The sequence below is a fragment of the Streptomyces sp. P1-3 genome (assembly GCF_050613155.1).
GTDB lineage: Bacteria > Actinomycetota > Actinomycetes > Streptomycetales > Streptomycetaceae > Streptomyces.
The window spans coordinates 1,075,138-1,101,834 of record NZ_CP192512.1 but is presented as its reverse complement, the minus strand read 5'-3'; the positions used below and the strand labels follow the sequence as shown (position 1 = coordinate 1,101,834).

The window sequence follows — 26,697 nt, the reverse complement described above, 5'->3', positions numbered from 1 at the left end:
TGCCGTGGCATAGGCTCGCCGTGTGGAGCCAGACCTGTTCACCGCCGCCGCCGAGGACCGTCAGGAGAAGGACCCGGCGGGCAGCCCGCTGGCCGTGCGGATGCGCCCGCGCACCCTCGACGAGGTCGTGGGCCAGCAGCATCTGCTGCGGCCGGGGTCGCCGCTGCGCCGGCTCGTCGGCGACGCCGGGCACGGCGGCCCGGCCGGACCGTCCTCGGTGATCCTGTGGGGCCCGCCCGGCATCGGCAAGACGACCCTGGCGTACGTCGTCAGCCAGGCCACCGACAAGCGCTTCGTGGAGCTGTCCGCGATCACCGCGGGGGTCAAGGAGGTCCGGGCGGTCATCGACGGGGCGCGCCGCTCCTCGGGGGCGTTCGGCCGGGACACCGTGCTCTTCCTGGACGAGATCCACCGGTTCAGCAAGGCTCAACAGGACTCGCTGCTGCCCGCCGTCGAGAACCGCTGGGTCACGCTGATCGCGGCCACCACGGAGAACCCGTACTTCTCGGTGATCTCACCGCTGCTCTCCCGGTCTCTGCTGCTCACCCTGGAGCCGCTGACCGACGACGACCTGCGCGGGCTGCTGGTCCGTGCGCTCACCGACGAGCGCGGGCTGGCCGGCGCCGTCACCCTCCCCGCGGACGCCGAGGCCCATCTGCTGCGGATCGCGGGCGGCGATGCCCGACGGGCGCTGACCGCGCTGGAGGCGGGCGCGGGCGCGGCGATCGCCAAGGGCGAGCCGGAGATCACGCTGACCACGCTGGAGGAGACGGTCGACCGGGCAGCGGTGAAGTACGACCGCGACGGCGACCAGCACTACGACGTGGCGAGCGCGCTCATCAAGTCCATCCGCGGCTCGGACGTGGACGCGGCGCTGCACTACCTGGCCCGGATGATCGAGGCGGGGGAGGACCCGCGGTTCATCGCGCGGCGGCTGATGATCTCCGCGAGTGAGGACATCGGCCTGGCCGACCCGACCGCCCTGCCGACCGCGGTGGCCGCGGCCCAGGCGGTGGCGATGATCGGTTTCCCGGAGGCCGCGCTCACCCTCAGCCACGCGACGATCGCGCTGGCGCTCGCACCCAAGTCGAACTCCGCCACGACGGCGATCGGCGCGGCGCTGGAAGACGTCCGCAAGGGGCTCGCCGGGCCGGTCCCGCCGCATCTGCGCGACGGGCACTACCAGGGCGCCAAGAAGCTCGGCCACGCCCAGGGCTACCTGTATCCGCACGATCTGCCGGGCGGCATCGCCGCGCAGCAGTACGCGCCGGACGCGCTGCACGGCAAGCGCTACTACGAGCCCACCCGGTACGGGGCGGAGGCGCGCTACGCGGACGTGGTCGAGCGGGTCCGGCTCCGCCTGCGCGGCGAGCGGGGCGACGGCGAGCCGTCGTAGCCCCGGGTCGGCCGAGGCGGCCGCGAGCCCGGCCTGCCCCTCAGTCCCCGCCGCCCACCGCTGTGGCGGCGGAGCCGTGCCGCCGTGGCTATTCCGCCGCCGCCTCGAAGAGCAGATGCATCGCGCGGCGCAGTTCCGCGATGTCCGCCACCGGCTCCGGGAAGTCGAACCGCGCGTCGAAGACCTGCTGGGCCGAGCCCGTGAACCGCACGCGCAGACCGAAGCGGTCCAGCGCCACCGGGACCGGCCGCCCGTGCGAGCCGCACACCGCGCGATCGCCGAGCAGTCCGCACAGCCCGCGCACCTGGTCGCTGTGGGCCGCGTGCAGATGCTGCAGCAGCTCGGCCTCGTGCGGGGCGAGCGGATCCGCGACGGCCGCCGCGAAGGCGTCCGGCTCCACGTCCTCCACGCCCCACAGGTCGTCCACACCCGCCTCGCCGACCTCCAGCCGCAGCAGCGTCCAGGAGGGCCCGTCCGCCGTGCCGAGGGAGAGGATCTCGCTGACCGGGTGCTGCTCGGCGAGCAGCATGGCGCAGGCCGCCCGTTCCTCGTCGCGTACGGGGGTCAGCCAACCGGCGACCCAGGCGCGTCCGCGGATGCGATGGGGGACCGAAACGGGGGCGACGTCAGTGATCTCCATCACGCAGGTCAGTTCGTCGTCCTGGGCGTACGCGGCCGCGCGGGCCGCCGCGGAGTGGCCGGAGACCAGCAATAGCACGTCTCCGTCGGGAGTCACGGCGCGCGCGGCGGGTCCGTACCCGCCGGGTTCGTCGGCGACCTCGATTCCGGGAATCGCCAAGGAGGCCGTAGCCTTGGAGTCCACGAGAGTGCGTACGCGCTCCGCCGCCGTAGGCCGCGGAGCGTCTTCCACGGGACGCGGCTGACCTTCCTCGGTGCTGTGAGCAGCACTGGGCAGGGGGATCCCAGGTCGAATCATGCGTTCTCCTCGGCTAAGGTAAGGCTAACCTAACTTACAACGGAGGTTCGTTCCACGTGAACCAGTCGCGTCCCAAGGTCAAGAAGTCGCGTGCGCTCGGCATCGCGCTGACCCCGAAGGCCGTCAAGTACTTCGAGGCCCGCCCGTACCCGCCGGGTGAGCACGGCCGTGGCCGCAAGCAGAACAGTGACTACAAGGTCCGTCTGCTGGAGAAGCAGCGTCTGCGCGCTCAGTACGACATCAGCGAGCGCCAGATGGCCCGTGCCTACGACCGCGCTCGGAAGGTCACCGGCAAGACGGGCGAAGCCCTGATCATCGAGCTTGAGCGCCGTCTGGACGCGCTCGTCCTGCGGTCGGGTATCGCCCGCACGATCTACCAGGCCCGCCAGATGGTCGTCCACGGCCACATCGAGGTCAACGGCCGCAAGGTCGACAAGCCGTCCTTCCGCGTCAGCCCCGACGACGTCGTGATGGTCCGCGAGCGCAGCCGCGAGAAGCACCCCTTCCAGGTCGCGCGTGAGGGTGGCTACGCCCCCGACGGCGAGACCCCGCGCTACCTGCAGGTCAACCTCAAGGCGCTCGCCTTCCGCCTCGACCGGGAGCCGAACCGCAAGGAGATCCCGGTGATCTGCGACGAGCAGCTCGTCGTCGAGTACTACGCCCGCTGATCCAGCGGCATCAGCCCGTACGGCGCCCCTCCGGCGCCTGAGGGCACCTGGGTACTTCCCCGCATTCGGCCCGCGGGCTCCCCACCGACTCCGGTCGGTGCGGCGCCCGCGGGCCGTCGCCGTCCCCGGCGCGCTCCGCCAGCACCCGCGCCACCGCCGCGGCCGGCCCGTCGCGCCGGCCCTCCCGCAGCGCCCGTTCGTACGCCGCGTCACCCAGCGCGGCCCGCGCCCGTCGCGCACAGTCCCGATGCGACGCCTCGCAGCTCCTGGTCGAGCCGCGCGGTAACCTCCGCCTGCCGGGGGCTGAACCAGTCCAGCTCGCACCACGTCGCCAGGCCCAGGTACCAGTCGCGGTGCCGCCTGCGCAGCCGTTCGGCCTCCCCCCCCAGCTCGGCCAGCCAACGGGCGCCGTACTCCCGCACGGTGGCCAGCATCCGGTAGCGGACCTGGTCGGCCGCGTCCTCCCGGACGACCACGGACTGCGTCACCAGACCGGTGAGCGCGGTCAGCACCTCCCCGCCCGCCAGTCCCGTGCCCGTGCACAGGTACTCCACCGCGTCGAGGTCGAAGTCCCCGTCGAAGACCGACAGCCGCGCCCACAGCAGCCGCTCCCGCGGAGTGCACAGCTCATGGCTCCAGCCGATGGCCGTCACCAGCGTCCGATGCCGGGGCGGCGCACCCCGCCCCGGACCGCTCAGCACCTGGAACCGGTCCTCCACCCGATGCAGCAACTGCTCGACCGACAGCGCCCGCAGCCGCCCCGCCGCCAGCTCCAGCGCCAGCGGAATGCCCTCCAGCCGGCGGCACAGCTCGGCGACCGACTCCGCGCGCGCCCGCGCCGTCGCCTCGAAGCCCGGCAGCACCGCGGCCGCCCGCTCCGCGAACAGCGCCACCGCGTCCGGCTCCGTACGCATCGGGCCCAGCGGGACGCAGTGCTCGCCCGCCGCCTCCAGCGGCCGCCGAGCCGTCGCCAGCACCCGCAGCCCCGGCGCCCGGCTCAGCAGACCGCTCACCAGCGCCGCGCACGCGTCCACCAGGTGCTCGCAGCCGTCCAGCACCAGCAGCGCCTCGCCCTGGGCGAAATGCCGGGCCAGCGCGGCGAGGGGCGCACGGCCCGGCCCCGCTTCGAGGCCCAGCGCCTCCAGCACCGCGCGGTCCAGCCGCTGCTCCAGCACGGCCAGTTCGGCCTCGCGGCCGATGAACCGGTCGACACAGCAGGGAAGGTTGCCCGGGACGGCCGGGTACGAAGGGCGCCGCATGGGACACGGGGCGTACTGAACGGTATGCGCACCGTACAATCCCGCCGGGCCGCCGCCCCGCGACCGACGGCCGTCCGGTTACGCGGACCGGGGGTTATCCGGTACGGACGCGCAGCCGCGGCGCGATAAGGTCGATGAAGCGAAACGATGGCGCTAACGACGCAGCAGGGAGCGGTGCAACGTGTCCGGTGGAGAGGTGGCCGGGATCATCGTGGCCGTCTTCTGGGCGATCCTCGTGTCGTTCCTCGCGCTCGCGCTGGTCCGGCTCGCGCAGACGCTCAAAGAGACCACCAGGCTGGTGGCGGAGGTGACCGAGCAGGCAGTCCCGCTGCTCAGCGACGCCTCCGCGACCGTGCGGAGCGCGAACACCCAGCTCGCCCGGGTGGACTCCATCGCGGCCGACGTCCAGGAAGTCACCGCCAACGCCTCCGCGCTCTCCTCGACCGTCTCCACCGCCTTCGGCGGGCCGCTGGTCAAGGTCGCCGCGTTCGGCTATGGCGTCCGGCGCGCGATCGGCCGCAAGCAGGCGCCCGAGCCGGAGCCCCGGCGCACCGTCATCGTCGGCAAGACCCTGCCGTCCGCCCGCTGGGGCGGCCGCCGCAACCGTGGATCGAAGGGCTGAGAGTCGGATGTTCCGCCGCACGTTCTGGTTCACCACCGGCGTCGCAGCCGGCGTGTGGGCCACCACCAAGGTCAACCGCAAGCTCAACCAGCTCACCCCGGAGAGCCTCGCGGCACGAGCCGCCGACCGCGCCGTCCTGGCCGGCCGACGGGCCAAGCTCTTCGCCCTCGACGTCCGCGAGGGCATGGCCGACCGCGAGACGGCCCTGCGCGACGCGCTCGGCCTGACCTCGGCGCCCCCCGCGAACGACCTTCCCGAGCTGCCCGCGCCGCGCAGCGGCGGCCGGCCCTCCCAGACCTATCCCACCCCCTACCGCACCACCGGAAAAGAGGACCACTGATGGAGTCGGCTGAAATCCGCCGCCGCTGGCTGCGCTTCTTCGAAGAGCGTGGGCACACCGTCGTGCCGTCGGCGTCGCTGATCGCGGACGACCCGACACTGCTGCTGGTCCCCGCGGGCATGGTGCCGTTCAAGCCGTACTTCCTCGGCGAGGTCAAGCCCCCCTACGCGCGCGCCACCAGCGTGCAGAAGTGCGTCCGCACGCCGGACATCGAAGAGGTCGGCAAGACCACCCGGCACGGCACGTTCTTCCAGATGTGCGGCAACTTCTCCTTCGGCGACTACTTCAAGGAAGGCGCCATCAACTACGCCTGGGAGCTGCTCACCACGCCCCAGGACAAGGGCGGTTACGGCCTGGAGCCCGAGAAGCTCTGGATCACCGTCTACGAGCAGGACGACGAGGCGGAGCGCATCTGGCGCGAGGTCATCGGCGTCCCCGCCGAGCGCATCCAGCGCCTGGGCATGGGCCCCAACTACTGGTCCATGGGCGTCCCCGGCCCCTGCGGCCCCTGCTCCGAGATCAACTACGACCGCGGCCCCGAGTTCGGCGTCGAGGGCGGCCCGGCCGTCAACGACGAGCGGTACGTGGAGATCTGGAACCTGGTCTTCATGCAGTACGAGCGAGGCCCGGGCTCCGGCAAGGAGGACTTCCCGATCCTGGGCGAACTGCCCAGCAAGAACATCGACACCGGCCTCGGTCTCGAACGCCTCGCCATGATCCTTCAGGGCGTGCGGAACATGTACGAGACCGACACCCTGCGCGTCGTGATGGACAAGGCCACCGAGCTCACCGGCGTGGCCTACGGCGCCGACGCCGCCTCCGACGTCTCGCTGCGCGTCGTCGCCGACCACATCCGCACCTCGGTGATGCTCATCGGCGACGGCGTCACCCCCGGCAACGAGGGCCGTGGCTACGTGCTGCGCCGCATCATGCGCCGCGCCATCCGCAACATGCGGATGCTCGGTGCCACCGAGCCGGTCGTCGGCGCGCTGGTCGACGTCGTCATCAAGACCATGGGCGAGCAGTACCCGGAGCTGGTCCAGGACCGCAAGCGCGTCGAGACCGTTGCCCTCGCCGAAGAGGCCGCCTTCCTCAAGACCCTCAAGTCCGGCACCAACATCCTCGACACCGCCGTCACCGAGACCAAGGCCGCCGGTGGCACCGTGCTCGCCGGCGACAAGGCGTTCCTGCTCCATGACACCTGGGGCTTCCCGATCGACCTGACCCTGGAGATGGCCGCCGAGCAGGGCCTGTCCGTGGACGAGGACGGCTTCCGCCGCCTGATGCGCGAGCAGCGGGAGCGGGCCAAGGCCGACGCCAAGGCCAAGAAGACCGGCCACGCCGACCTGTCGGCCTACCGCGCGGTCGCCGACACCTCCGGCTCCACCGAGTTCACCGGCTACACCCTCACCGAGGGCGAGGCCCGGATCGTCGGTCTGCTGGTCGACGGCGTGCCGTCGCCCGCCGCCTCTGAGGGCGACGACGTCGAGGTCGTCCTGGACCGCACCCCGTTCTACGCCGAGGGCGGCGGCCAGCTCGCCGACAGCGGCCGGATCAAGCTCGACTCCGGCGCCGTCGTCGAGGTCCGGGACGTCCAGCAGCCGGTGCCCGGCGTCAGCGTCCACAAGGGCGTCGTCCAGGTCGGCGAGGTGACCGTCGGCTCCGCCGCGTACGCCGCCATCGACGTCAAGCGCCGCCGGGCCATCGCCCGCGCCCACAGCGCCACCCACCTCACCCACCAGGCGCTGCGCGACGCGCTCGGCCCGACCGCCGCCCAGGCCGGCTCGGAGAACTCGCCCGGCCGGTTCCGCTTCGACTTCGGCTCGCCGAGCGCCGTGCCCGGCACCGTGCTCACCGACGTCGAGCAGAAGATCAACGAGGTGCTCGCCCGCGAGCTGGACGTCCAGGCCGAGATCATGAGCCTGGACGACGCCAAGAAGCAGGGCGCCATCGCCGAGTTCGGCGAGAAGTACGGCGAGCGGGTCCGCGTGGTCACCATCGGCGACTTCTCCAAGGAGCTGTGCGGCGGCACCCACGTGCACAACACCGCCCAGCTCGGCCTGGTGAAGCTGCTCGGCGAGTCCTCGATCGGCTCCGGTGTGCGCCGCATCGAGGCCCTGGTCGGCGTGGACGCCTACAACTTCCTCGCCCGCGAGGCCACCGTCGTCGCCCAGCTGACCAACCTGGTCAAGGGCCGCTCGGAGGAGCTCCCGGAGAAGGTCGCCGGCATGCTCGCCAAGCTCAAGGACGCCGAGAAGGAGATCGAGAGGTTCCGCGCCGAGAAGGTGCTCCAGGCGGCCGCCGGGCTCGCCGAGGGCGCCAAGGACGTTCGCGGCGTCGCCCTGGTCACCGGCCAGGTACCGGACGGCACCTCCGCCGACGACCTGCGCAAGCTGGTCCTCGACGTGCGCGGCCGACTGAGTCAATTGTCGGGGGCCGGCGACCGCCCGTCGGTCGTGGCGCTGTTCACCATGGCCAACGGCCGCCCGCTGACCGTCATCGCCACCAACGAAGCCGCCCGCGAGCGCGGCCTCAAGGCCGGCGACCTGGTCCGTACGGCCGCCAAGACCCTCGGCGGCGGCGGTGGCGGCAAGCCGGACGTCGCCCAGGGCGGCGGCCAGAACCCGGCCGCGGTCCCGGACGCCATCGAGGCCGTCGAGCGCCTCGTGGCCGAGCAGGCGTGACGCTCATGCGACGCGGCAGGCGTATCGCCGTCGACGTCGGGGACGCCCGGATCGGGGTCGCCCAGTGCGACCCCGACGGGATCCTCGCCACTCCGGTGGAGACCGTGCCGGGGCGCGACGCCCCGGCCGCCCAGCGGCGGCTGGCCGCGATCGTCGAGGAGTACGAGCCGATCGAGGTCGTGGTCGGGCTGCCCCGCTCGCTCAGCGGGCGGGAGGGCCCGGCCGCGGCCAAGGTGCGGGCCTTCGCGCAGACCCTCGCCAAGCGGGTCGCTCCGGTGCCGGTGCGGCTGGTCGACGAGCGTATGACGACCGTCACGGCGACCCAGGGCATGCGCGCTTCGGGAGTGAGCTCCAAGAAGGGCCGCAGCAGTGTCGATCAGGCCGCTGCCGTGGTGATTCTGCAGAACGCACTGGAGACCGAACGGGTGTCCGGGGAGCCGCCGGGCGAGGGCGTCGAAGTGGTCATCTGATCGCGATACGGTAACGTTCCGCGCGTTAACGGCAGCCGATGTATCCGCCCGCGCCACGAGCGCCGCGCCACCTCGGCTGCCGCCGCGCGGCCCTAGGGGATCGATGACTGAGTATGGCCGGGGCCCCGGCTCCCAACCGTGGCACCCCGACGACCCTCTGTACGGGGACCAGGGGTGGGGCGGGCAGCAGGCCGGGGCGGGTCATGATCCGTACGGGCAGGACCCGCTGGGGCAGCAGCCCTACGCGCAGGATCCTTACGGCGGTCAGCAGTATCCCGAGCAGTACCCGCAGGCGCAGGACTACCAGCAGTACCCGCAGCACGGGCAGCAGCCGTATCCCCAGCAGCAGTGGCAGGGGCAGGGCCATGAGCCGGGGTACCCCCAGCAGCCGCAGGCCCAGGGCCAGCACACCGGCGGCTGGGACCCCGGCTACGGCGCGGTCGACCCCACCGACCCGTACGCCCGTCCCGCCGACCCGCACACCGGCGAGTACCCCGACCACTACGCCGCCCCCGGCGCCTACCCGCCGCCCGAGCCGCACTACGCGCGTCAGCAGCAGGCGCAGCACGAGCAGCAGCCGGGTTATGCCCAGGAGCCGATGACGGCCGGGGCGGGGGCAGCGGCGCCGTCAGCTCCGGTGGAGACCGGCGGCGGTCCGGCCAAGCCCGAGCAGTCCGAGCAGGACGACCGCATCGGCGCCTTCCTGGCGGACGACGGCGAGGATGACGGTCCCGAGGAGCCCGGCCGCGGCCGCGGCCGTGCCGGCAAGAAACCCAAACGCCGCAGCGGCCTGGCCTGCCTGTTCACCGCCGTCGTGCTGGTCGGTGTCGTCGGAGGCGGCGGCTACTACGGCTACCAGTTCTGGCAGAGCCGCTTCGGCGAGCCTGCCGACTACGCGGGCGAGGGCACCGGGCAGGTCACCGTCGAGATCCCCGCGGGCGCGGGCGGCGCCGAGATCGGCGGCATCCTCAAGGACGCCGGAGTGGTGAAGAGCAGCGGCGCCTTCGTGAAGGCCGTCGAGGACAGCGGAAAGGTCATCCAGCCGGGCTCGTACACCCTCCGCAAGGAGATGTCCGGGGCCGCGGCCGTCGCGATGCTGACCGATGCCTCCGCGAACGGCCTCACCGTCACCGAGGGCATGCGCAACGCCGTTGTCTACGCCGCGATCGACAAGAAGATCGGCCTCAAGGCGGGCACCACCGCCGACATCGCCAAGCGTGAGGCCAAGAACCTCGGACTGCCCGACTGGGCCAACGACAACTCCAAGATCAAGGACCCGCTGGAGGGCTTCCTCTACCCGGCCCGCTACAGCGTGGGCAAGGGCGCCAAGCCCGAGGCCGTGCTGCGGCAGATGGTCAAGACCGCCAACGCGAAGTACGCGGACTACGACCTGAAGGGCGAGGCCAAGAAGCTCGGTCTGGACTCCCCGCTCCAGGTGATCACCGTCGCCAGCCTGGTCCAGGCCGAGGGCGTCACCCACGACGAGTACCGGAAGATGGCCGAGGTGGTCTACAACCGCCTCAAGCCCGACAACCCCGAGACCTACGGCAAGCTCCAGTTCGACTCGACGTACAACTACATCAAGAACCAGAGCAAGACCGACATCGGCCTCGACGAGATCAAGAAGTACGACAACCCCTACAACACGTACTTCTACAAGGGGCTTCCGCCGGGGCCGATCGGCAATCCGGGAGAGAAGGCACTCAAGGCTGTGCTGAACCCGACCCACGACGGCTGGTTCTACTTCCTCTCGCTCGACAACAAGACGACCCAGTTCACGAAGACCTACGCGGACTTCCAGAAGCTGTACAACGAGTACAACGACAGCAAGAAGAAGGGCTGAGGGAGGCGGGCAGATGACCTACAACCGCAGGGCGGCGGTGCTCGGTTCGCCGATCGCCCACTCCCTCTCCCCGGTCCTGCACCGCGCCGCCTACGCCGAGCTGGGTCTGACCGGCTGGACGTACCACCGCTTCGACGTGAACGAGGCCGGACTGCCGGACTTCGTCACCGGACTCGACCGGCGGGTGTGGGCCGGGCTGTCGCTGACCATGCCGCTCAAGCGCGCGGTCATCCCGCTGCTGGACGAGATCAGCGACACCGCGGCCTCGGTGGAGGCGGTCAACACCGTCGTCTTCACCGACGACGGCCGCACGGTCGGCGACAACACCGACATCCCCGGCATGGTGGCGGCGCTGCGCGAGCGCGGCATCGAACGGGTGGAGCGCGCGGCGGTGCTCGGCGCCGGGGCCACCGCCGCCTCCGCGCTCGCCGCCCTGTCCCGGATCTGCCCGGGGGAGGTCACCGCGTACGTCCGCAAGGCGAGCCGCGCCGCCGAGATGCGGGGGTGGGGCGAGCGGCTGGGGGTGCCGGTACGGACCGCGGACTGGGCCGACGCGGCGGAGGCGTTCGAGGCGCCGCTGGTGATCGCCACCACCCCGGCGGGTGCCACCGACGACCTGGCAGCCGCCGTCCCCGAGTGCCCCGGGGCCCTGTTCGACGTGCTGTACGACCCGTGGCCGACCCCGCTCGCGGCCGCCTGGTCCGCGCGCGGCGGCGCCGTGCTCGGCGGCCTGGACCTGCTCGTCCACCAGGCCGTGCTCCAGGTCGAGCAGATGACGGGCCGGACACCGGGACCGCTGGCCGCGATGCGCGCGGCGGGCGAGGCGGCACTGGCGGCCCGCGCCGCCTGAACCCGCCCGCGGCGGGCCACTGCGCCCCGGGCCGCGGGTCCACCCACTGAGACCGCGTCTGAGACGCCGACGCGGACGTGGGAGGATCGGAGGTGGCGGGCCAGGGCCGCGCACCCGGCCGCGCCGTCATACGCGTCAGGCGCGAGCATGAGGAGCACCGTTGAGCAGGTTGCGCTGGCTGACCGCGGGGGAGTCGCACGGCCCCGCACTCGTCGCGACGCTGGAAGGACTGCCCGCCGGCGTGCCGATCACCACCGAGATGGTGGCGGACGCGCTGGCCCGGCGGCGGCTGGGCTACGGCCGCGGTGCCCGGATGAAGTTCGAGCGCGACGAGGTCACCTTCCTCGGCGGCGTACGGCACGGTCTGACCCTCGGCAGCCCGGTGGCCATCATGGTCGGCAACACCGAGTGGCCCAAGTGGGAGCAGGTCATGGCCGCCGACCCGGTCGACGCCGAGATCCTCGCCGGGCTGGCCCGCAACGCGCCGCTCACCCGGCCCCGGCCCGGCCACGCCGACCTCGCCGGCATGCAGAAGTACGGCTTCGACGAGGCCCGGCCCATCCTGGAGCGCGCCAGCGCCCGGGAGACGGCTGCCCGGGTCGCCCTGGGCACCGTCGCCCGCTCGTACCTCAAGGAGACGGCCGGGATCGAGATCGTCAGCCACGTGGTGGAGCTGGCCGCCGCCAAGGCCCCGTACGGCGTCTACCCCGAGCCGTCCGACGTCGAGAAGCTCGACGCCGACCCGGTGCGCTGCCTGGACGCCGACGCCAGCAAGGCGATGGTCGCCGAGATCGACCAGGCCCACAAGGACGGCGACACCCTCGGCGGGGTCGTCGAGGTGCTGGCCTACGGCGTGCCGGTGGGCCTCGGCTCGCATGTGCACTGGGACCGTCGCCTGGACGCCCGGCTGGCCGCCGCCCTCATGGGCATCCAGGCCATCAAGGGCGTCGAGGTCGGCGACGGCTTCGACCTCGCCCGGGTCCCCGGCTCCAAGGCCCACGATGAGATCGTGCCGACGGCGGAAGGCCTCAAGCGGACCTCCGGCCGGTCCGGTGGCACCGAGGGCGGCCTGACCACCGGTGAGCTGCTGCGGGTACGGGCCGCGATGAAGCCGATCGCCACCGTGCCGCGGGCGCTGGCCACCGTCGACGTCACCACCGGCGAGCCCACCCAGGCCCACCACCAGCGCTCGGACGTGTGCGCGGTCCCGGCCGCGGGCATCGTCGCCGAGGCGATGGTGGCGCTGGTGCTGGCGGACGCGGTCGCCGAGAAGTTCGGTGGCGACAGCGTCGCCGAGACCCGCCGGAACGTCCAGGGCTACCTCGAGAACCTGGCCATCCGGTGACGCCCGCCGTCGTACTCGTCGGCCCCATGGGCGTGGGCAAGACGACGGTCGGCCGGCTCCTCGCGCAGCGCCTGGGCACCACCTTCCGGGACACCGACGCCGACATCGTCGCGGCCACCGGCAAGGAGATCTCGGAGATCTTCATCGACGAGGGCGAACCGCGCTTCCGCGAGCTGGAGCGGCAGGCCGTCGCGGCCGCCGTCGCCGAGCACCGCGGGGTCCTGGCCCTGGGCGGGGGAGCGGTCATGGACGAGGGCACCCGCGCCCTGCTCGCCGGGCTGCCCGTCGTCTTCCTGGAAATGGGCGTCCACGAGGCCGTCAAGCGCACCGGCCTCGACGCGCCCCGGCCGCTGCTCGTGGTCAACCCGCGGCAGCGCTGGCGCGAGCTGATGGAGCAGCGCCGCCCGTACTACACCGAGGTGGCGCGCGCCGTGGTCTCCGCCGAGGGCCGCAGCCCCGAGGACGTCGCCGACGCGGTCCTGGACGCACTCGAACTGAGGAAGGCATGACCACCGACACCACTCCCGCCCCCACCCGCATCCACGTCGGCGGCAGCGCCGGCAGCGACCCGTACGACGTCCTGGTCGGCCGCCGGCTCCTCGGCGAGCTGCCTGGACTCATCGGCACCGCGGCCAAGCGCGTCGCCGTGCTGCACCCCGAGGCCCTCGCCGAGACCGGGGAGGCGGTCCGCCAGGACCTCGCCGAGCAGGGCTACGAGGCGATCGCCATCCAGCTGCCCAACGCCGAGGAGGCCAAGACCGTCGAGGTCGCCGCCTACTGCTGGAAGGCGCTCGGCCAGACCGGCTTCACCCGCAGCGACGTCATCGTCGGCGTCGGCGGCGGCGCCACCACCGACGTCGCGGGCTTCGTCGCCGCGACCTGGCTGCGCGGCGTGCGCTGGATCGCCGTGCCCACCACCGTGCTCGGCATGGTGGACGCCGCGGTCGGCGGCAAGACCGGCATCAACACGGCCGAGGGCAAGAACCTCGTCGGCGCCTTCCACCCGCCCGCCGGGGTGCTGTGCGACCTGGCCGCGCTGGAGTCGCTGCCGGTCCACGAGTACGTCAGCGGCCTCGCCGAGATCATCAAGGCCGGGTTCATCGCCGACCCGGTGATCCTCGACCTGATCGAGGCCGACCCGGAGGCGGCCCGGACGCCCGCCGGGCCGCACACCGCCGAGCTCATCGAGCGCTCCATCCGGGTCAAGGCCGACGTGGTCTCCTCCGACCTCAAGGAGTCGGGGCTGCGCGAGATCCTCAACTACGGCCACACGCTGGCGCACGCGATCGAGAAGAACGAGCGCTACAAGTGGCGGCACGGGGCCGCGGTCTCCATCGGCATGGTCTTCGCCGCCGAACTCGGCCGTCTGGCCGGCCGGCTGGACGACGCCACCGCCGACCGGCACCGCGCCGTCCTGGAGTCGGTCGGGCTGCCGCTGACCTACCGCGGCGACCAGTGGCCCAAGCTGCTGGAGACCATGAAGGTCGACAAGAAGTCGCGCGGCGACCGGCTGCGGTTCATCGTCCTGGACGGGCTGGCCAAGCCGACGGTGCTGGAGGGACCGGACCCGGCGGTGCTGCTCGCGGCGTACGGCGAGGTCTCGGAGTGAGCCGGAAGGTGCTCGTCCTCAACGGGCCCAACCTCGGGCGGCTCGGCAGCCGCGAGCCGGACGTCTACGGCGCCACGTCGTACGCCGGACTGGTCCAGGAGTGCACCGCGCTGGGCGAGGAACTCGGCTTCGACGTCGAGGTCCGGGAGACCAACGACGAGGGCGAGATGATCCGCTGGCTGCACGAGGCCGCGGACGGGTCGATCCCCGTCGTGATCAACCCGGGCGCGTTCACGCACTACTCGTACGGCATGCGGGACGCGGCCGCCCAGCGCACCGCCCCGCTGATCGAGGTGCACATCTCCAACCCGCACGCGCGCGAGGAGTTCCGTCACACCTCCGTCATCGCCGCCGTCGCCAGCGGCACCATCGCGGGCTTCGGAATCGGCTCCTACCGGCTCGCGCTGCGCGCTCTGGCCGGGGAAACGCCTGGCTGACGGCGCGCGCCGGACCCGAGGCGGGCCCCGGCCCACTTCCCCGGCCGTGCACACAGCGACGGCCGGGGAAGGTACCGTTCGGTACGACCCGGCCCCACGGCCGTGTCACGGCATGCCAGTTGCCGTACGCACCGCACGAGACGGAGTGCCACCGGATGCAGCACACAGGGGGAGCGCCGCTGCCACCGCCCCACGGGGCAGGGCAGGGCCCCGGTGTCGGCTGGACCCAGGACGCGAGCCACCACCCCGTTCCGCCGCCTCCCGCGCAGCCCGCGGCGGCCCCGGCGCCGCCCGCCGCACCCCCCGCGGGCCATGTGCCGCCGCACCCGCAGCCCGGGACCGGGCCGATGCCGCCGGCGGGGCCGCCCGGAACCGGGCCGGTGCCCCCGCCCGGGCCGCCCGCCGGGGCGGCACCGCTCGAGGCCACGATGACCACGGGCCATGTCCAGCTCCCGCCCGGCGGGCCCGTGCAGATGCCCCAGCACGCCCCGGCCGGTGCGACCGCGGTCGCCGACGCCTCGCTGGCCGCCGTCGCCGTGCTGCTGATAGGCCCGGCGGGGGCGGGCAAGACCACCGTCGCCCGCCACTGGGCCGACCGCCGGCGGGTGCCGACCGCCCACATCAGCCTGGACGACGTCCGCGAATGGGTCAGGTCCGGCTTCGCCAACCCGCAGTCCGGGTGGAACGACAACTCCGAGGCGCAGTACCGCCTCGCCCGCCGCACCTGCGGCTTCGCGGCCCGCAACTTCCTGGCCAACGGGATCTCCTGCATCCTCGACGACGCCGTCTTCCCCGACCGCCCGGTCGTCGGCCTCGGCGGCTGGAAACGGCATGTCGGCCCCGGCCTGCTGCCTGTGGTGATCCTGCCCGGCCTGGAGATCGTCCTGGAGCGGAACGCCGCGCGCAGCGGCAACCGCAGGCTCAGCGACGAGGAGGTGGCCCGGATCCACGGCCGCATGGCCGGCTGGTACGGCTCGGGCCTGCCCATCATCGACAACTCCACGTACGACGTGGAGACCACCGCCCGGGTGCTGGACGAGGTCGTCGCCCGCTCCATCGCCAGCCCGCCGAGCTGGTAGCCGGGCCGCCGCCCATCCGGACCCGCTCAACCGGCCGCCGCGCTCCGCACTCCGTACGCTCGGAACCATGTCCGAGGTGTACGCGGCACGCCGTACGCGGCTGCGTGAACGCTCCGCGGCGGCGGGCGCCGAGGCCGCGCTGGTCTCCCGCCCCGCCAATGTGCGCTATCTGTGCGGGGCCGCGCCCCGCGGTGCGGTGCTGCTGCTGGGGGCCGCCGACGACCTCGGTGACCTCCTGGTGTGCCCGCAGGATCCGGCGGAGGCCGCGGGGGGCGCGGAGCTCGTCCGGCCCGACGACGCGCTGCGGCTGATGTCCCTGTCCGCCGCCGACACCGACGCCGCCGTGGCCGCGGTCGCCCTGGCCGAGGGCGCGGGCGCGGCGTCCCTCGCCGTCGAGGAGCACCACCTCAGCGTCGCCCGGCACCGGACCCTGCGCGCGGCGGCCCCCCGGCTGCGGCTGGCCGACCTGGGCTGTGCCGTCGAGCAGCTGCGCCTGGTGAAGGACGAGGAGGAGATCTCCTGCCTGCGGATCGCCGCCGAGATCGCGGACCAGGCGCTCGGCGAGTTGCTCGAGTCGATTCTCGTCGGGCGCACCGAACGCCACCTGGCGCTGGAGCTGGAGCGGCGGCTGATCGACCACGGCGCGGACGGCCCGGCGCTGCCCACGGCCGTCGGCTGCGGCCCGAACGCGGGACGCGCCCGGCACAAGCCCACCGACCGGCGGGTGGAGGAGGGCGACTTCCTCTGCGTCTGCCTGGGCGCGAACTACCGGGGCTACCGCTGCGAGGTGGGCCGGACCTTCGTCATCGGCACCACCCCGGCCGACTGGCAGATCGAGCTGTACGAGCTGGTCTTCGCGGCGCAGCGGGCCGGCCGGGAGGCGCTGCTGCCCGGCGCGGCGTACCGGGACGTGGACCGGGCGGCCCGCCATGTCCTCGACGCCGCGGGGTACGGAGAGGGCTTCGGGGCCCGTACCGGGCACGGCGTGGGCCTCGAAATCGACGAGGACCCTCGGCTCGCCCCCTCGGCCATGGGTAAACTGGACGCTTGCGTGCCGGTCACCGTCGAACCGGGGGTCCACCTCCCGGGCCGGGGCGGTGTCCGTATCGATGACACGCTCGTCGTCCGTCCCGAGGCGGACGGCGGGCCCGAGCTACTCACCATCACGACCAAGGAGCTGCTCGCGCTGTAGCCTCACGGCGCTCGCGTGGCATCTTCTGGTCCCACCAGCTTCAGTCCAGGAGATCCCGCAACCGTGGCATCCACGAACGACCTCAAGAACGGCATGGTGCTCAAGCTCGAAGGCGGCCAGCTCTGGTCCGTCGTCGAGTTCCAGCACGTCAAGCCCGGTAAGGGCCCGGCCTTCGTGCGTACCAAGCTCAAGAACGTGCTCTCCGGCAAGGTCGTCGACAAGACCTTCAACGCAGGCGTGAAGGTCGAGACCGCCACCGTCGACAAGCGCACGATGCAGTTCTCGTACATGGACGGCGAGTACTTCGTCTTCATGGACATGGACACCTATGACCAGCTGCACGTCGACCGCAAGTCCGTCGGCGACGCCGCCAACTTCCTCATCGAGGGCTTCGAGGCGACCGTGGCGCAGCACGAGGGCAGCGTGCTCTACGTCGAGCTCCCGGCCGCGGTCGAGCTGACCATCAAGCACACCGAGCCGGGTGTCCAGGGCGACCGCTCCACCGGCGGCTCCAAGCCCGCCACCCTGGAGACCGACTACGAGATCCAGGTCCCGCTCTTCATCACCACCGGTGAGAAGATCAAGGTCGACACCCGTTCGGGCGACTACCTCGGCCGGGTGAGCAGCTAACCGTGGCCGCCCGTAACAAGGCCCGTAAGCGCGCTTTCCAGATCCTCTTCGAAGCCGATCAGCGCGGTTGCTCCGTGCAGACCGTGCTCGCGGACTGGATCCGGCACGCCCGGACCGACGACCGGCAGCCGCCGGTCACCGAGTACACGATGCAGCTGGTCGAGGGCTACGCGCAGCACACGGCGCGGATCGACGAGCTGCTGGCCACCTATGCGGTGGGCTGGACGCTGGACCGGATGCCGGTGGTGGACCGGAACGTCCTCCGGCTCGGTGCGTACGAGCTGATCTGGGAGGACGGCACGCCGGACGCGGTGGTGATCGACGAGGCGGTGCAGCTCGCCAAGGAGTTCTCCACCGACGACTCCCCGGCCTTCGTCAACGGCCTGCTGGGCCGGCTCAAGGAGCTCAAGTCCGGTCTCCGCCGCGAGCAGCCGTAACCCAAGCCCAACGCCTCGGGCCCGGAGCGCGACCCGCGCACCGGGCCCGTCCGCGTATCCGGGCCTGTGCCACGGGCCCTTGCACACCCCAAGGGCCCTGGCACACCCGAAAAGCCGCCGGGGGCGGCGGAACCTCATGGCTCCGACGCCCCCGGCGGCACGTTTCTGCAGGTGGAATGGGTGGGTGGACGCCTAAACGTCCTCGTGCTGGACCGCGCGACGCGCGTCCGCGCCGAGCACGCCCCAGCTGATCAGCTGCTCGGTCAGCACCGAAGGCGACTGGTCGTAGATCACGGCCAGCGTGCGCAGGTCGTCCTGGCGGATCGACAGCACCTTGCCGTTGTAATCCCCGCGCTGGCTCTGGATCGTCGCCGCGTACCGCTGCAGCGGGCCCGCCTTCTCGGCCGGCACATGGGCCAGGCGCTCAAGGTCCAGCACCAGCTTCGGCGGCGGCTCGGCGGCCCCGCCCGGAGTGGTGCCGGGCAGCAGCTCCTGCACCGGGACGCCGTAGAAATCGGCCAGCTCGGCAAGGCGCTGCACGGTCACGGCACGGTCGCCGCGCTCGTAGGAACCGACCACCACGGCCTTCCAGCGGCCCTGGGACTTCTCCTCGACACCGTGAAGGGAGAGGCCCTGCTGGGTGCGGATGGCACGGAGCTTGGCTCCGAGCTGTTTGGCGTATTCGCTGGACATAAAGCTCCCCGGACGAGACTGGTAACTCACTGTGAGGTTACGCAGCGTAATCTCCATTCGTCAAGCCGAATGAACCTCACTGTGCGCCGTCAGGGGTGATGCCGGCGCTCCCGGTTGACCCTGCTACTGTGAATGGCGCAATTCCGACGTCCTTTAAAGTCCGTCCCGTGAGGCGGAGAAGGAGGTCCGTTTCGTATGGACGCAAACAGCCCGAACTCCGCGCCCGCGGTCCCGGCCCGCCCCGTTCTGGAGGCCCCGGACATCGCGCGGGTGCTCACCCGTATCGCCCACGAGATCGTCGAACGCGCCAAGGGCGCCGAGAACGTGGTGCTGCTGGGCATCCCCACCCGCGGGGTCTTCCTCGCCCGGCGTCTCGCCGCCAAGCTGGCGGACATCACCGGCCGGGACATCCCCGTCGGCTCGCTCGACATCACCATGTACCGCGACGACCTGCGGCTGCGCCCGGCCAGGGCCCTGGCCCGCACCGAGATCCCCGCCGACGGGATCGACGGCCGCGTCGTCATCCTCGTCGACGACGTGCTGTTCTCCGGCCGCACCATCCGCGCCGCCCTGGACGCGCTGAACGACATGGGCCGGCCGCGCGCCGTGCAGCTCGCGGTCCTCGTCGACCGCGGTCACCGCGAACTGCCGATCCGTGCCGACTACGTCGGCAAGAACCTCCCCACGTCGCTGCGGGAGACGGTCAAGGTCCAGCTCACCGAGGAGGACGGCCGCGACAGCGTGCTCCTCGGAACCGCCCGCGAGACCGCCCCGGCCGGCGAGCAGTAGCACTCCCATGTACGGCCCCGGTATCCGCTCGGGGGCCGTGCCCGCGCCTGCCCGCCCGTAGCCACCGCCACCCGCCTCACCCACGGAGTAACCGGATGAAGCGCCACCTCATCTCGGCCGCCGACCTCACCCGCGACGACGCCGTCCTGATCCTCGACACCGCCGAGGAACTGGCCCGGCTCGCGGACCGGCCGATCAAGAAGCTGCCCACCCTGCGCGGCCGCACCGTCGTCAACCTCTTCTTCGAGGACTCGACCCGCACCCGCATCTCTTTCGAGGCCGCCGCCAAGCGGCTCTCCGCCGACGTCATCAACTTCTCCGCCAAGGGCTCCTCGGTCTCCAAGGGCGAGTCCCTGAAGGACACCGCGCTCACCCTGGAGGCGATGGGCGCCGACGCCGTCGTCATCCGGCACCACGACTCCGGCGCCCCGCACCGGCTGGCCACCTCCGGCTGGATCGGCGGCTCGGTCGTCAACGCCGGCGACGGCACCCACGAGCACCCCACGCAGGCGCTCCTCGACGCCTTCACCATGCGCCGCCGGCTCGTCGGAGTCGAGGCCGGCCAGGGCCACGACCTGTCCGGCCGCCGCATCACCATCGTCGGCGACGTCCTGCACAGCCGGGTCGCCCGCTCCAACGTGCTGCTGCTGAACACCCTCGGCGCCGAGGTGACCCTGGTCGCCCCGCCCACCCTGGTCCCGGTCGGCGTCGAGAGCTGGCCCTGCGAGGTCAGTTACGACCTGGACGCGGTCCTGGCCAAGTCCGACGCCGTGATGATGCTGCGCGTTCAGCGCGAGCGGATGAACGCGGCCTTCTTCCCCACCGAGCGCGAGTACGCACGCCGGTACGGCCTGGACGGCGAGCGCATGGCCCGGATGCCCGAGCACGCCATCGTCATGCACCCCGGCCCGATGAACCGCGGCATGGAGATCACCGCCGAGGTCGCCGACTCCCCGCGCTGCACCGCCGTGGAGCAGGTCGCCAACGGCGTCAGCATCCGCATGGCCGTCCTCTACCTGCTGCTCAGCGGCGCCGAACTGCCTGCCGACACGACCACCGCGTAACCTACGGAGACTTCCACCATGAGCATGACCCTGATCCGCGGCGCCCAGGTCCTCGGCGGCGACCCGCAGGACGTCCTCATCGACGGCGAGACCATCGCGGCCGTCGGAGTCGCACTGGAGGCCCCCGAGGGCGCCACCGTCATCGAGGCCGAGGGCCGGATCCTGCTTCCCGGCCTCGTCGACCTCCACACCCACCTGCGCGAGCCCGGCCGCGAGGACTCCGAGACCGTCCTGACCGGCACCAAGGCCGCCGCCGTCGGCGGCTACACCGCCGTCCACGCCATGGCCAACACCTTCCCCGTCGCCGACACCGCGGGCGTCGTGGAGCAGGTCTGGCGGCTCGGCAAGGAGTCCGGCTACTGCGACGTCCAGCCCGTCGGCGCCGTCACCGTCGGCCTGGAGGGCAAGAAGCTCGCCGAGCTCGGCGCGATGCACGACTCCGCCGCCGGCGTCCGGGTCTTCTCCGACGACGGCAAGTGCGTGGACGACGCGGTGATCATGCGCCGGGCGCTGGAGTACGTGAAGGCGTTCGACGGCGTCATCGCCCAGCACGCCCAGGAGCCCCGGCTCACCGAGGGCGCCCAGATGAACGAGGGCATCGTCTCCGCCGAACTGGGCCTGGCCGGCTGGCCCGCCGTCGCCGAGGAGTCGATCATCGCGCGCGACGTGCTGCTCGCCGCCCACGTCGGCTCCCGGGTGCACATCTGCCACCTGTCCACCGCCGGCTCCGTCGAGATCGTCCGCTGGGCCAAGTCCAAGGGCTGGCACGTCACCGCCGAGGTCACCCCGCACCACCTGCTCCTCACCGACGAGCTCGTGCGCTCCTACGACCCCGTGTACAAGGTGAACCCGCCGCTGCGCACCGAGGCCGACGTGCTGGCCCTGCGCGAGGCCCTCGCCGACGGCACCATCGACTGCGTCGCCACCGACCACGCCCCGCACCCGCACGAGGACAAGGACTGCGAGTGGGGCGCCGCCGCCATGGGCATGGTGGGCCTGGAGACCGCGCTCTCCGTCGTGCAGCACACGATGGTGGACACCGGTCTGCTGGACTGGGCCCAGATCGCGGACCGGATGTCCTTCCGCCCCGCCGCCATCGGCCGCCTCGACGGCCACGGCCGCCCCGTCGCCGCCGGAGAGCCCGCCAACCTCACGCTGCTGGATCCGGCATACCGTGGTGTGGTGAACCCCGCGGGCTTCGCCTCCCGCAGCCGCAACACCCCCTACCGGGGCCTGGAGCTGCCGGGCCGCGTGACGCACACCTTCCTGCGGGGCCGGGCCACGGTCGTAGACGGGAAGCTGACGTGACACCTTTCATCACTCTGGCGGCGGAGCGCGAGTCCCAGGAGGTCACCGACTGGGCCGCGCGGCTCGGCTGGGTCGTGGGCCTGGTCCTCCTCATCGGCCTCGTCTACTGGCTGATGCGCGAGGGCTGGAAGTGGCGCGGCACGCTCCAGAGCGACCTGCCCGAGCTGCCCGAACCCCCCGCCGACCCCGGTCCTGCCCGGCTGACCGCGGCCGGCCGCTACCACGGCTCCACCACCGCCGGGCAGTGGCTGGACCGGATCGTCGCGCACGGCCTCGGCACCCGCAGCCGGGCCGAACTCACCCTCACGGACCAGGGCCTTGCCGTCGTACGGCCCGGCGCGCGCGACTTCTTCGTCCCCGCCGCGGAGCTGCGCGGCGCCCGGCTCGACAAGGGCATCGCGGGCAAGGTCCTCACCGAGGGCGGACTGCTGGTGATCACCTGGCGCCACGGCGACAAGCTGATCGACTCCGGCTTCCGCTTCGACCACGCCGCCGAGCACCCCGCGTGGACCGCGGCCATCGACACCCTCACAGGCGACAACGCCGTCGCCGTACAGCACGACCAGGAAGGCCAACGATGACGACCTCCACCCCGGGGGCCAGGACCCCCGCCGTACTCGTCCTGGAGGACGGTCGCACCTTCCGTGGCCGTGCCTACGGGGCCGTGGGGGAGACCTTCGGCGAGGCGGTGTTCTCCACCGGCATGACCGGCTACCAGGAGACCCTCACCGACCCGTCGTACCACCGGCAGGTGGTCGTCATGACCGCCCCGCACGTCGGCAACACCGGCGTCAACGACGAGGACCCGGAGTCCAAGCGGATCTGGGTCTCCGGCTACGTCGTCCGCGACCCCGCCCGCGTCCCGTCCAACTGGCGCGCCCGCCGCTCCCTCGACGACGAGCTCGCCGCCCAGGGCGTCGTCGGCATCAGCGGCATCGACACCCGGGCCCTCACCCGCCACCTGCGCGAGCGCGGCGCCATGCGGGTGGGCATCTTCTCCGGCGAGGCGGTCGCCGACGAGGCGGCCATGCTCGCCAAGGTGCAGGCGTCCCCGCAGATGAAGGGCGCCGACCTCAGCGGCGAGGTCGCCACCCTCGAGCCGTACGTGGTCCCGGCGATCGGCGAGAAGCGTTTCACCGTCGCCGCCGTCGACCTCGGCATCAAGGGCATGACCCCGCACCGGATGGCCGAGCGCGGCATCGAGGTGCACGTGCTGCCCGCCTCCGCGACCATCGACGATGTGTTCGCGGTGCAGCCCGACGGCGTGTTCTTCTCCAACGGACCCGGTGACCCGGCCACCGCCGATCACCCGGTCTCCGTCATGCGCGGCGTGCTGGAGCGGAAGACCCCGCTCTTCGGCATCTGCTTCGGCAACCAGATCCTCGGCCGCGCCCTGGGCTTCGGCACGTACAAGCTCAAGTACGGCCACCGCGGCATCAACCAGCCGGTGCAGGACCGCACCACCGGCAAGGTCGAGATCACCGCGCACAACCACGGCTTCGCCGTCGACGCCCCGCTCGACGGCCCCACCGAGTCCCCCTACGGCCGGGTCGAGGTCTCCCACGTCTGCCTCAACGACGACGTGGTCGAGGGTCTGCAGTGCCTCGACGTCCCCGCTTTCAGCGTCCAGTACCACCCCGAAGCCGCCGCAGGTCCGCACGACGCCGCGTACCTGTTCGACCGCTTCGTCTCCCTGATGGAGGGCCAGCGTGCCTAAGCGCACCGACATCCAGTCCGTTCTGGTCATCGGCTCCGGCCCGATCGTCATCGGCCAGGCCGCCGAGTTCGACTACTCCGGCACCCAGGCGTGCCGGGTCCTCAAGGCCGAGGGCCTGCGGGTCATCCTGGTCAACTCCAACCCCGCCACGATCATGACCGACCCGGAGATCGCCGACGCCACGTACGTCGAGCCGATCACCCCGGACTTCGTCGAGAAGATCATCGCCAAGGAGCGCCCCGACGCGCTGCTGCCCACCCTGGGCGGCCAGACCGCGCTGAACACGGCTATCTCCCTGCACGAGAACGGCGTCCTGGAGAAGTACGGCGTCGAGCTGATCGGCGCCAACGTCGAGGCCATCCACAAGGGCGAGGACCGCGACCTGTTCAAGGAGGTCGTCGAGGCGGTCAACGCCAAGATCGGCCACGGCGAGTCCGCCCGCTCGGTCATCTGCCACACCATGGACGAGGTGCTGGCGGGCGTCGACACGCTCGGCGGCTACCCGGTCGTGGTCCGCCCCTCCTTCACCATGGGCGGCGCCGGCTCCGGCTTCGCCCACGACGAGGAGGAACTGCGCCGCATCGCCGGCCAGGGCCTGACGCTGTCTCCCACCACCGAGGTGCTCCTGGAGGAGTCCATCCTCGGCTGGAAGGAGTACGAGCTGGAGCTGATGCGCGACAAGCACGACAACGTCGTGGTCGTCTGCTCCATCGAGAACTTCGACCCGATGGGCGTGCACACCGGCGACTCCATCACCGTCGCCCCGGCGATGACGCTCACCGACCGCGAGTACCAGATCCTCCGCGACATCGGCATCGCCGTCATCCGCGAGGTCGGCGTGGACACCGGCGGCTGCAACATCCAGTTCGCCGTCAACCCCGACGACGGCCGGGTCATCGTCATCGAGATGAACCCGCGTGTCTCCCGGTCCTCGGCGCTCGCCTCCAAGGCGACCGGCTTCCCGATCGCGAAGATCGCCGCCAGGCTCGCCGTCGGCTACACCCTGGACGAGATCCCCAACGACATCACCGAGCAGACCCCGGCGTCCTTCGAGCCCACGCTCGACTACGTCGTGGTCAAGGTGCCCCGGTTCGCGTTCGAGAAGTTCCCGGCCGCCGACGCCACCCTCACCACCACCATGAAGTCGGTCGGCGAGGCCATGGCGATCGGCCGCAACTTCACCGAGGCACTGAACAAGGCCCTGCGCTCGCTGGAGAAGAAGGGCAGCCAGTTCGCCTTCACCGGCGAGCCGGGCGACAAGGCGGAGCTGCTGGTCAAGGCCCAGGTCCCCACCGACGGCCGGATCAACACCGTGATGCAGGCGATCAGGGCCGGCGCCTCCCCGGAGGAGGTCTTCGACGCCACCAAGATCGACCCGTGGTTCGTCGACCAGCTCTTCCTGATCAAGGAGATCGCCGACGAGCTGGCGGCCGCCGCCGAGCTCGGCCCCGAGCTGCTGGCCGAGGCCAAGCGCCACGGCTTCTCCGACGCCCAGATCGCCGAGATCCGCGGCCTCGGCGAGGACGTCGTACGCCAGGTCCGGCACGCCCTCGGCGTCCGCCCCGTCTACAAGACCGTCGACACCTGCGCCGCCGAGTTCGCCGCGAAGACCCCGTACTTCTACTCGTCCTACGACGAGGAGAGCGAGGTCGCGCCGCGCGAGAAGCCCGCCGTGATCATCCTCGGCTCGGGTCCGAACCGGATCGGCCAGGGCATCGAGTTCGACTACTCCTGCGTCCACGCCTCCTTCGCGCTGCACGACGCCGGGTACGAGACCGTGATGGTCAACTGCAACCCGGAGACCGTCTCCACCGACTACGACACCTCCGACCGGCTCTACTTCGAGCCGCTCACCCTGGAGGACGTGCTGGAGATCGTCCACGCCGAGACCCAGGCCGGGCCGGTCGCCGGCGTCGTCGTCCAGCTCGGCGGCCAGACCCCGCTGGGCCTGGCGCAGGCGCTGAAGGACAACGGCGTGCCGATCGTCGGCACCCCGCCGGAGGCCATCCACGCCGCCGAGGACCGCGGGGTCTTCGGCAAGGTGCTCCAGGACGCCGGGCTGCCCGCGCCGAAGTACGGCACCGCGTTCTCCTTCGAGGAGGCCAGGCACATCGCCGCCGAGATCGGCTACCCGGTCATGGTCCGGCCCTCGTACGTGCTCGGCGGCCGCGGCATGGAGATCGTCTACGACGAGCCGTCGCTGGGCGAGTACCTGGAGCGGCACGCGGGACTGATCTCCGAGCACCCCGTCCTCATCGACCGCTTCCTCGACGACGCGATCGAGATCGACGTCGACGCCCTCTACGACGGCACCGAGCTCTACCTCGGCGGCGTCATGGAGCACATCGAGGAGGCCGGAATCCACTCCGGCGACTCTGCCTGCGCGCTGCCCCCGATCACCCTCGGCGGCTTCGACATCAAGCGGCTGCGGGCCTCCACCGAGGCCATCGCGCGCGGCGTCGGGGTCCGCGGCCTGATCAACATCCAGTTCGCCATGGCCGGGGACATCCTGTACGTGCTGGAGGCCAACCCGCGCGCCTCCCGTACGGTCCCGTTCACCTCCAAGGCCACCGCCGTGCCGCTGGCCAAGGCCGCCGCCCGGATCTCGCTGGGCGCGACCATCGCCGAGCTGCGCGCCGAGGGCATGCTGCCGGCCGCCGGCGACGGCGGCACCCTGCCGCTGGACGCGCCGATCTCGGTCAAGGAAGCCGTGATGCCGTGGACGCGGTTCCGCGACCCGTCCGGCGCCGGCGTGGACACCGTCCTGGGCCCGGAGATGCGCTCCACCGGCGAGGTCATGGGAATCGACTCCGTCTTCGGCACGGCGTACGCCAAGTCCCAGGCCGGGGCGTACGGCGCGCTGCCCACCAAGGGCCGGGCCTTCGTCTCCGTCGCCAACCGCGACAAGCGCGCGCTGATCTTCCCCGCGCGTGAGCTGGTCGCGCACGGCTTCGAGCTGATGGCCACCTCCGGCACCGCCGAGGTGCTCAGGCGCAACGGCATCAACGCCACCGTCGTCCGCAAGCAGAGCGAGGGCGAGGGACCGAACGGCGAGAAGACCATCGTCCAGCTCATCCACGACGGCCAGGTCGACCTGATCGTCAACACCCCGTACGGCACCGGCGGCCGCCTCGACGGCTACGACATCCGTACGGCCGCCGTCGCCCGCGCGGTGCCCTGCCTGACCACGGTCCAGGCGCTCGCCGCCGCCGTCCAGGGCATCGAGGCGCTGAGCAGGGGCGAGATCGGCGTCCGGTCGCTCCAGGAGCACGCGGAGCAGCTGATCGCCGCCCGCGAGGAGTGACCCCCCGCGCCCGCCCGCCCCGAG

Annotated in this window: 24 protein-coding genes and 1 pseudogene; 22 read left to right on the top strand and 3 right to left on the bottom strand. The window is 72.1% G+C overall.

Going from position 1 to position 26,697, the window contains the following annotated elements; all coding sequences use genetic code 11:
- Positions 1 to 22: 22 nt before the first annotated feature.
- Positions 23 to 1,396, top strand: a complete 1,374-nt coding sequence (locus ACQUSR_RS04655) for a replication-associated recombination protein A (protein WP_431041248.1) — start codon at positions 23 to 25, stop codon at positions 1,394 to 1,396.
- An 88-nt stretch (positions 1,397 to 1,484) separates the two neighbouring features.
- Here the strand turns inward: ACQUSR_RS04655 and ACQUSR_RS04650 are convergent, their stop codons facing one another.
- Positions 1,485 to 2,195 carry a DUF2470 domain-containing protein gene (locus ACQUSR_RS04650; RefSeq protein ID WP_431041247.1) on the bottom strand — a complete coding sequence of 237 codons (711 nt, stop codon included), beginning with the start codon at positions 2,193 to 2,195 and terminating at the stop codon, positions 1,485 to 1,487.
- Positions 2,196 to 2,389: 194 nt separating this feature from the next.
- On the opposite strand from ACQUSR_RS04650, the gene rpsD reads away from it, so the two are divergent.
- A complete protein-coding gene (gene rpsD, locus ACQUSR_RS04645) occupies positions 2,390 to 3,001 on the top strand; it encodes a 30S ribosomal protein S4 (protein ID WP_304464785.1) in 612 nt (203 codons plus the stop codon).
- Between the two features lie 260 nt (positions 3,002 to 3,261).
- Here the strand turns inward: rpsD and ACQUSR_RS04640 are convergent.
- A pseudogene (locus tag ACQUSR_RS04640) lies at positions 3,262 to 4,260 on the bottom strand (ATP-binding protein); the annotation flags it as partial.
- A 181-nt stretch (positions 4,261 to 4,441) separates the two neighbouring features.
- Here ACQUSR_RS04640 and ACQUSR_RS04635 point away from each other — a divergent pair.
- The 14 genes from ACQUSR_RS04635 (at position 4,442) to nusB (ending at position 17,798) form a co-directional block, all read left to right on the top strand.
- Positions 4,442 to 4,882 (top strand): DUF948 domain-containing protein, encoded by a 441-nt coding sequence (locus ACQUSR_RS04635; RefSeq protein WP_431041246.1) that lies wholly within the window; start codon positions 4,442 to 4,444, stop codon positions 4,880 to 4,882.
- A 7-nt stretch (positions 4,883 to 4,889) separates the two neighbouring features.
- The gene (locus ACQUSR_RS04630) at positions 4,890 to 5,222 is read left to right on the top strand and encodes a DUF6167 family protein (RefSeq protein WP_431041245.1); all 333 of its coding nucleotides are present in this window, start codon (positions 4,890 to 4,892) and stop codon (positions 5,220 to 5,222) included.
- Positions 5,222 to 7,906 (top strand): alanine--tRNA ligase, encoded by a 2,685-nt coding sequence (alaS, locus tag ACQUSR_RS04625; protein ID WP_431041244.1) that lies wholly within the window; start codon positions 5,222 to 5,224, stop codon positions 7,904 to 7,906. The genes ACQUSR_RS04630 and alaS overlap by 1 nt, the downstream gene beginning before the upstream one ends.
- Before the next feature lie 5 nt (positions 7,907 to 7,911).
- The gene (gene ruvX, locus ACQUSR_RS04620; protein WP_431041243.1) at positions 7,912 to 8,376 is read left to right on the top strand and encodes a Holliday junction resolvase RuvX; all 465 of its coding nucleotides are present in this window, start codon (positions 7,912 to 7,914) and stop codon (positions 8,374 to 8,376) included.
- 103 nt (positions 8,377 to 8,479) lie between these two features.
- A complete protein-coding gene (mltG, locus tag ACQUSR_RS04615; protein ID WP_431041242.1) occupies positions 8,480 to 10,219 on the top strand; it encodes an endolytic transglycosylase MltG in 1,740 nt (579 codons plus the stop codon).
- Positions 10,220 to 10,232: 13 nt separating this feature from the next.
- Complete coding sequence (locus tag ACQUSR_RS04610) at positions 10,233 to 11,069, top strand: shikimate dehydrogenase (protein WP_431041241.1); 837 nt, start codon at positions 10,233 to 10,235, stop codon at positions 11,067 to 11,069.
- Between the two features lie 160 nt (positions 11,070 to 11,229).
- Positions 11,230 to 12,414, top strand: a complete 1,185-nt coding sequence (gene aroC / locus ACQUSR_RS04605) for a chorismate synthase (protein WP_431041240.1) — start codon at positions 11,230 to 11,232, stop codon at positions 12,412 to 12,414.
- A gap of 26 nt (positions 12,415 to 12,440) precedes the next feature.
- Complete coding sequence (locus ACQUSR_RS04600) at positions 12,441 to 12,923, top strand: shikimate kinase (RefSeq protein WP_431047379.1); 483 nt, start codon at positions 12,441 to 12,443, stop codon at positions 12,921 to 12,923.
- On the top strand, positions 12,920 to 14,023 hold the full coding sequence (aroB, locus tag ACQUSR_RS04595) for a 3-dehydroquinate synthase (protein WP_431041239.1): 1,104 nt from the start codon (positions 12,920 to 12,922) through the stop codon (positions 14,021 to 14,023). The genes ACQUSR_RS04600 and aroB overlap by 4 nt, the downstream gene beginning before the upstream one ends.
- Entirely contained in the window at positions 14,020 to 14,460 is a 441-nt protein-coding gene (aroQ, locus tag ACQUSR_RS04590) for a type II 3-dehydroquinate dehydratase (protein ID WP_431041238.1), read from the top strand. Before aroB ends, aroQ begins: the two co-directional genes overlap by 4 nt.
- A 155-nt stretch (positions 14,461 to 14,615) precedes the next feature.
- A complete protein-coding gene (locus ACQUSR_RS04585) occupies positions 14,616 to 15,539 on the top strand; it encodes a Pro-rich N-terminal domain-containing protein (protein WP_431041237.1) in 924 nt (307 codons plus the stop codon).
- A gap of 67 nt (positions 15,540 to 15,606) precedes the next feature.
- On the top strand, positions 15,607 to 16,731 hold the full coding sequence (locus ACQUSR_RS04580) for a M24 family metallopeptidase (RefSeq protein ID WP_431041236.1): 1,125 nt from the start codon (positions 15,607 to 15,609) through the stop codon (positions 16,729 to 16,731).
- A gap of 63 nt (positions 16,732 to 16,794) precedes the next feature.
- Entirely contained in the window at positions 16,795 to 17,361 is a 567-nt protein-coding gene (gene efp / locus ACQUSR_RS04575; protein WP_431041235.1) for an elongation factor P, read from the top strand.
- Positions 17,362 to 17,363: 2 nt separating this feature from the next.
- Complete coding sequence (gene nusB / locus ACQUSR_RS04570) at positions 17,364 to 17,798, top strand: transcription antitermination factor NusB (protein WP_431041234.1); 435 nt, start codon at positions 17,364 to 17,366, stop codon at positions 17,796 to 17,798.
- A 192-nt stretch (positions 17,799 to 17,990) separates the two neighbouring features.
- On the opposite strand, the gene bldD is transcribed toward nusB, so the two are convergent.
- Positions 17,991 to 18,491 (bottom strand): transcriptional regulator BldD, encoded by a 501-nt coding sequence (gene bldD / locus ACQUSR_RS04565; RefSeq protein ID WP_135337455.1) that lies wholly within the window; start codon positions 18,489 to 18,491, stop codon positions 17,991 to 17,993.
- A gap of 195 nt (positions 18,492 to 18,686) precedes the next feature.
- On the opposite strand from bldD, the gene pyrR reads away from it, so the two are divergent.
- From pyrR to carB, 6 genes are all read left to right on the top strand, one after another.
- Entirely contained in the window at positions 18,687 to 19,280 is a 594-nt protein-coding gene (pyrR, locus tag ACQUSR_RS04560; RefSeq protein ID WP_431041233.1) for a bifunctional pyr operon transcriptional regulator/uracil phosphoribosyltransferase PyrR, read from the top strand.
- 95 nt (positions 19,281 to 19,375) lie between these two features.
- A complete protein-coding gene (locus tag ACQUSR_RS04555; RefSeq protein ID WP_431041232.1) occupies positions 19,376 to 20,344 on the top strand; it encodes an aspartate carbamoyltransferase catalytic subunit in 969 nt (322 codons plus the stop codon).
- Positions 20,345 to 20,362: 18 nt separating this feature from the next.
- Positions 20,363 to 21,652 (top strand): dihydroorotase, encoded by a 1,290-nt coding sequence (locus tag ACQUSR_RS04550; protein ID WP_431041231.1) that lies wholly within the window; start codon positions 20,363 to 20,365, stop codon positions 21,650 to 21,652.
- Entirely contained in the window at positions 21,649 to 22,233 is a 585-nt protein-coding gene (locus ACQUSR_RS04545) for a hypothetical protein (RefSeq protein WP_431041230.1), read from the top strand. The genes ACQUSR_RS04550 and ACQUSR_RS04545 overlap by 4 nt, the downstream gene beginning before the upstream one ends.
- Positions 22,230 to 23,369 (top strand): glutamine-hydrolyzing carbamoyl-phosphate synthase small subunit, encoded by a 1,140-nt coding sequence (gene carA, locus ACQUSR_RS04540; protein WP_431041229.1) that lies wholly within the window; start codon positions 22,230 to 22,232, stop codon positions 23,367 to 23,369. Before ACQUSR_RS04545 ends, carA begins: the two co-directional genes overlap by 4 nt.
- Positions 23,362 to 26,673, top strand: coding sequence for a carbamoyl-phosphate synthase large subunit (gene carB / locus ACQUSR_RS04535; protein ID WP_431041228.1), 3,312 nt, complete (start codon positions 23,362 to 23,364; stop codon positions 26,671 to 26,673). The genes carA and carB overlap by 8 nt, the downstream gene beginning before the upstream one ends.
- Positions 26,674 to 26,697: the final 24 nt, after the last annotated feature.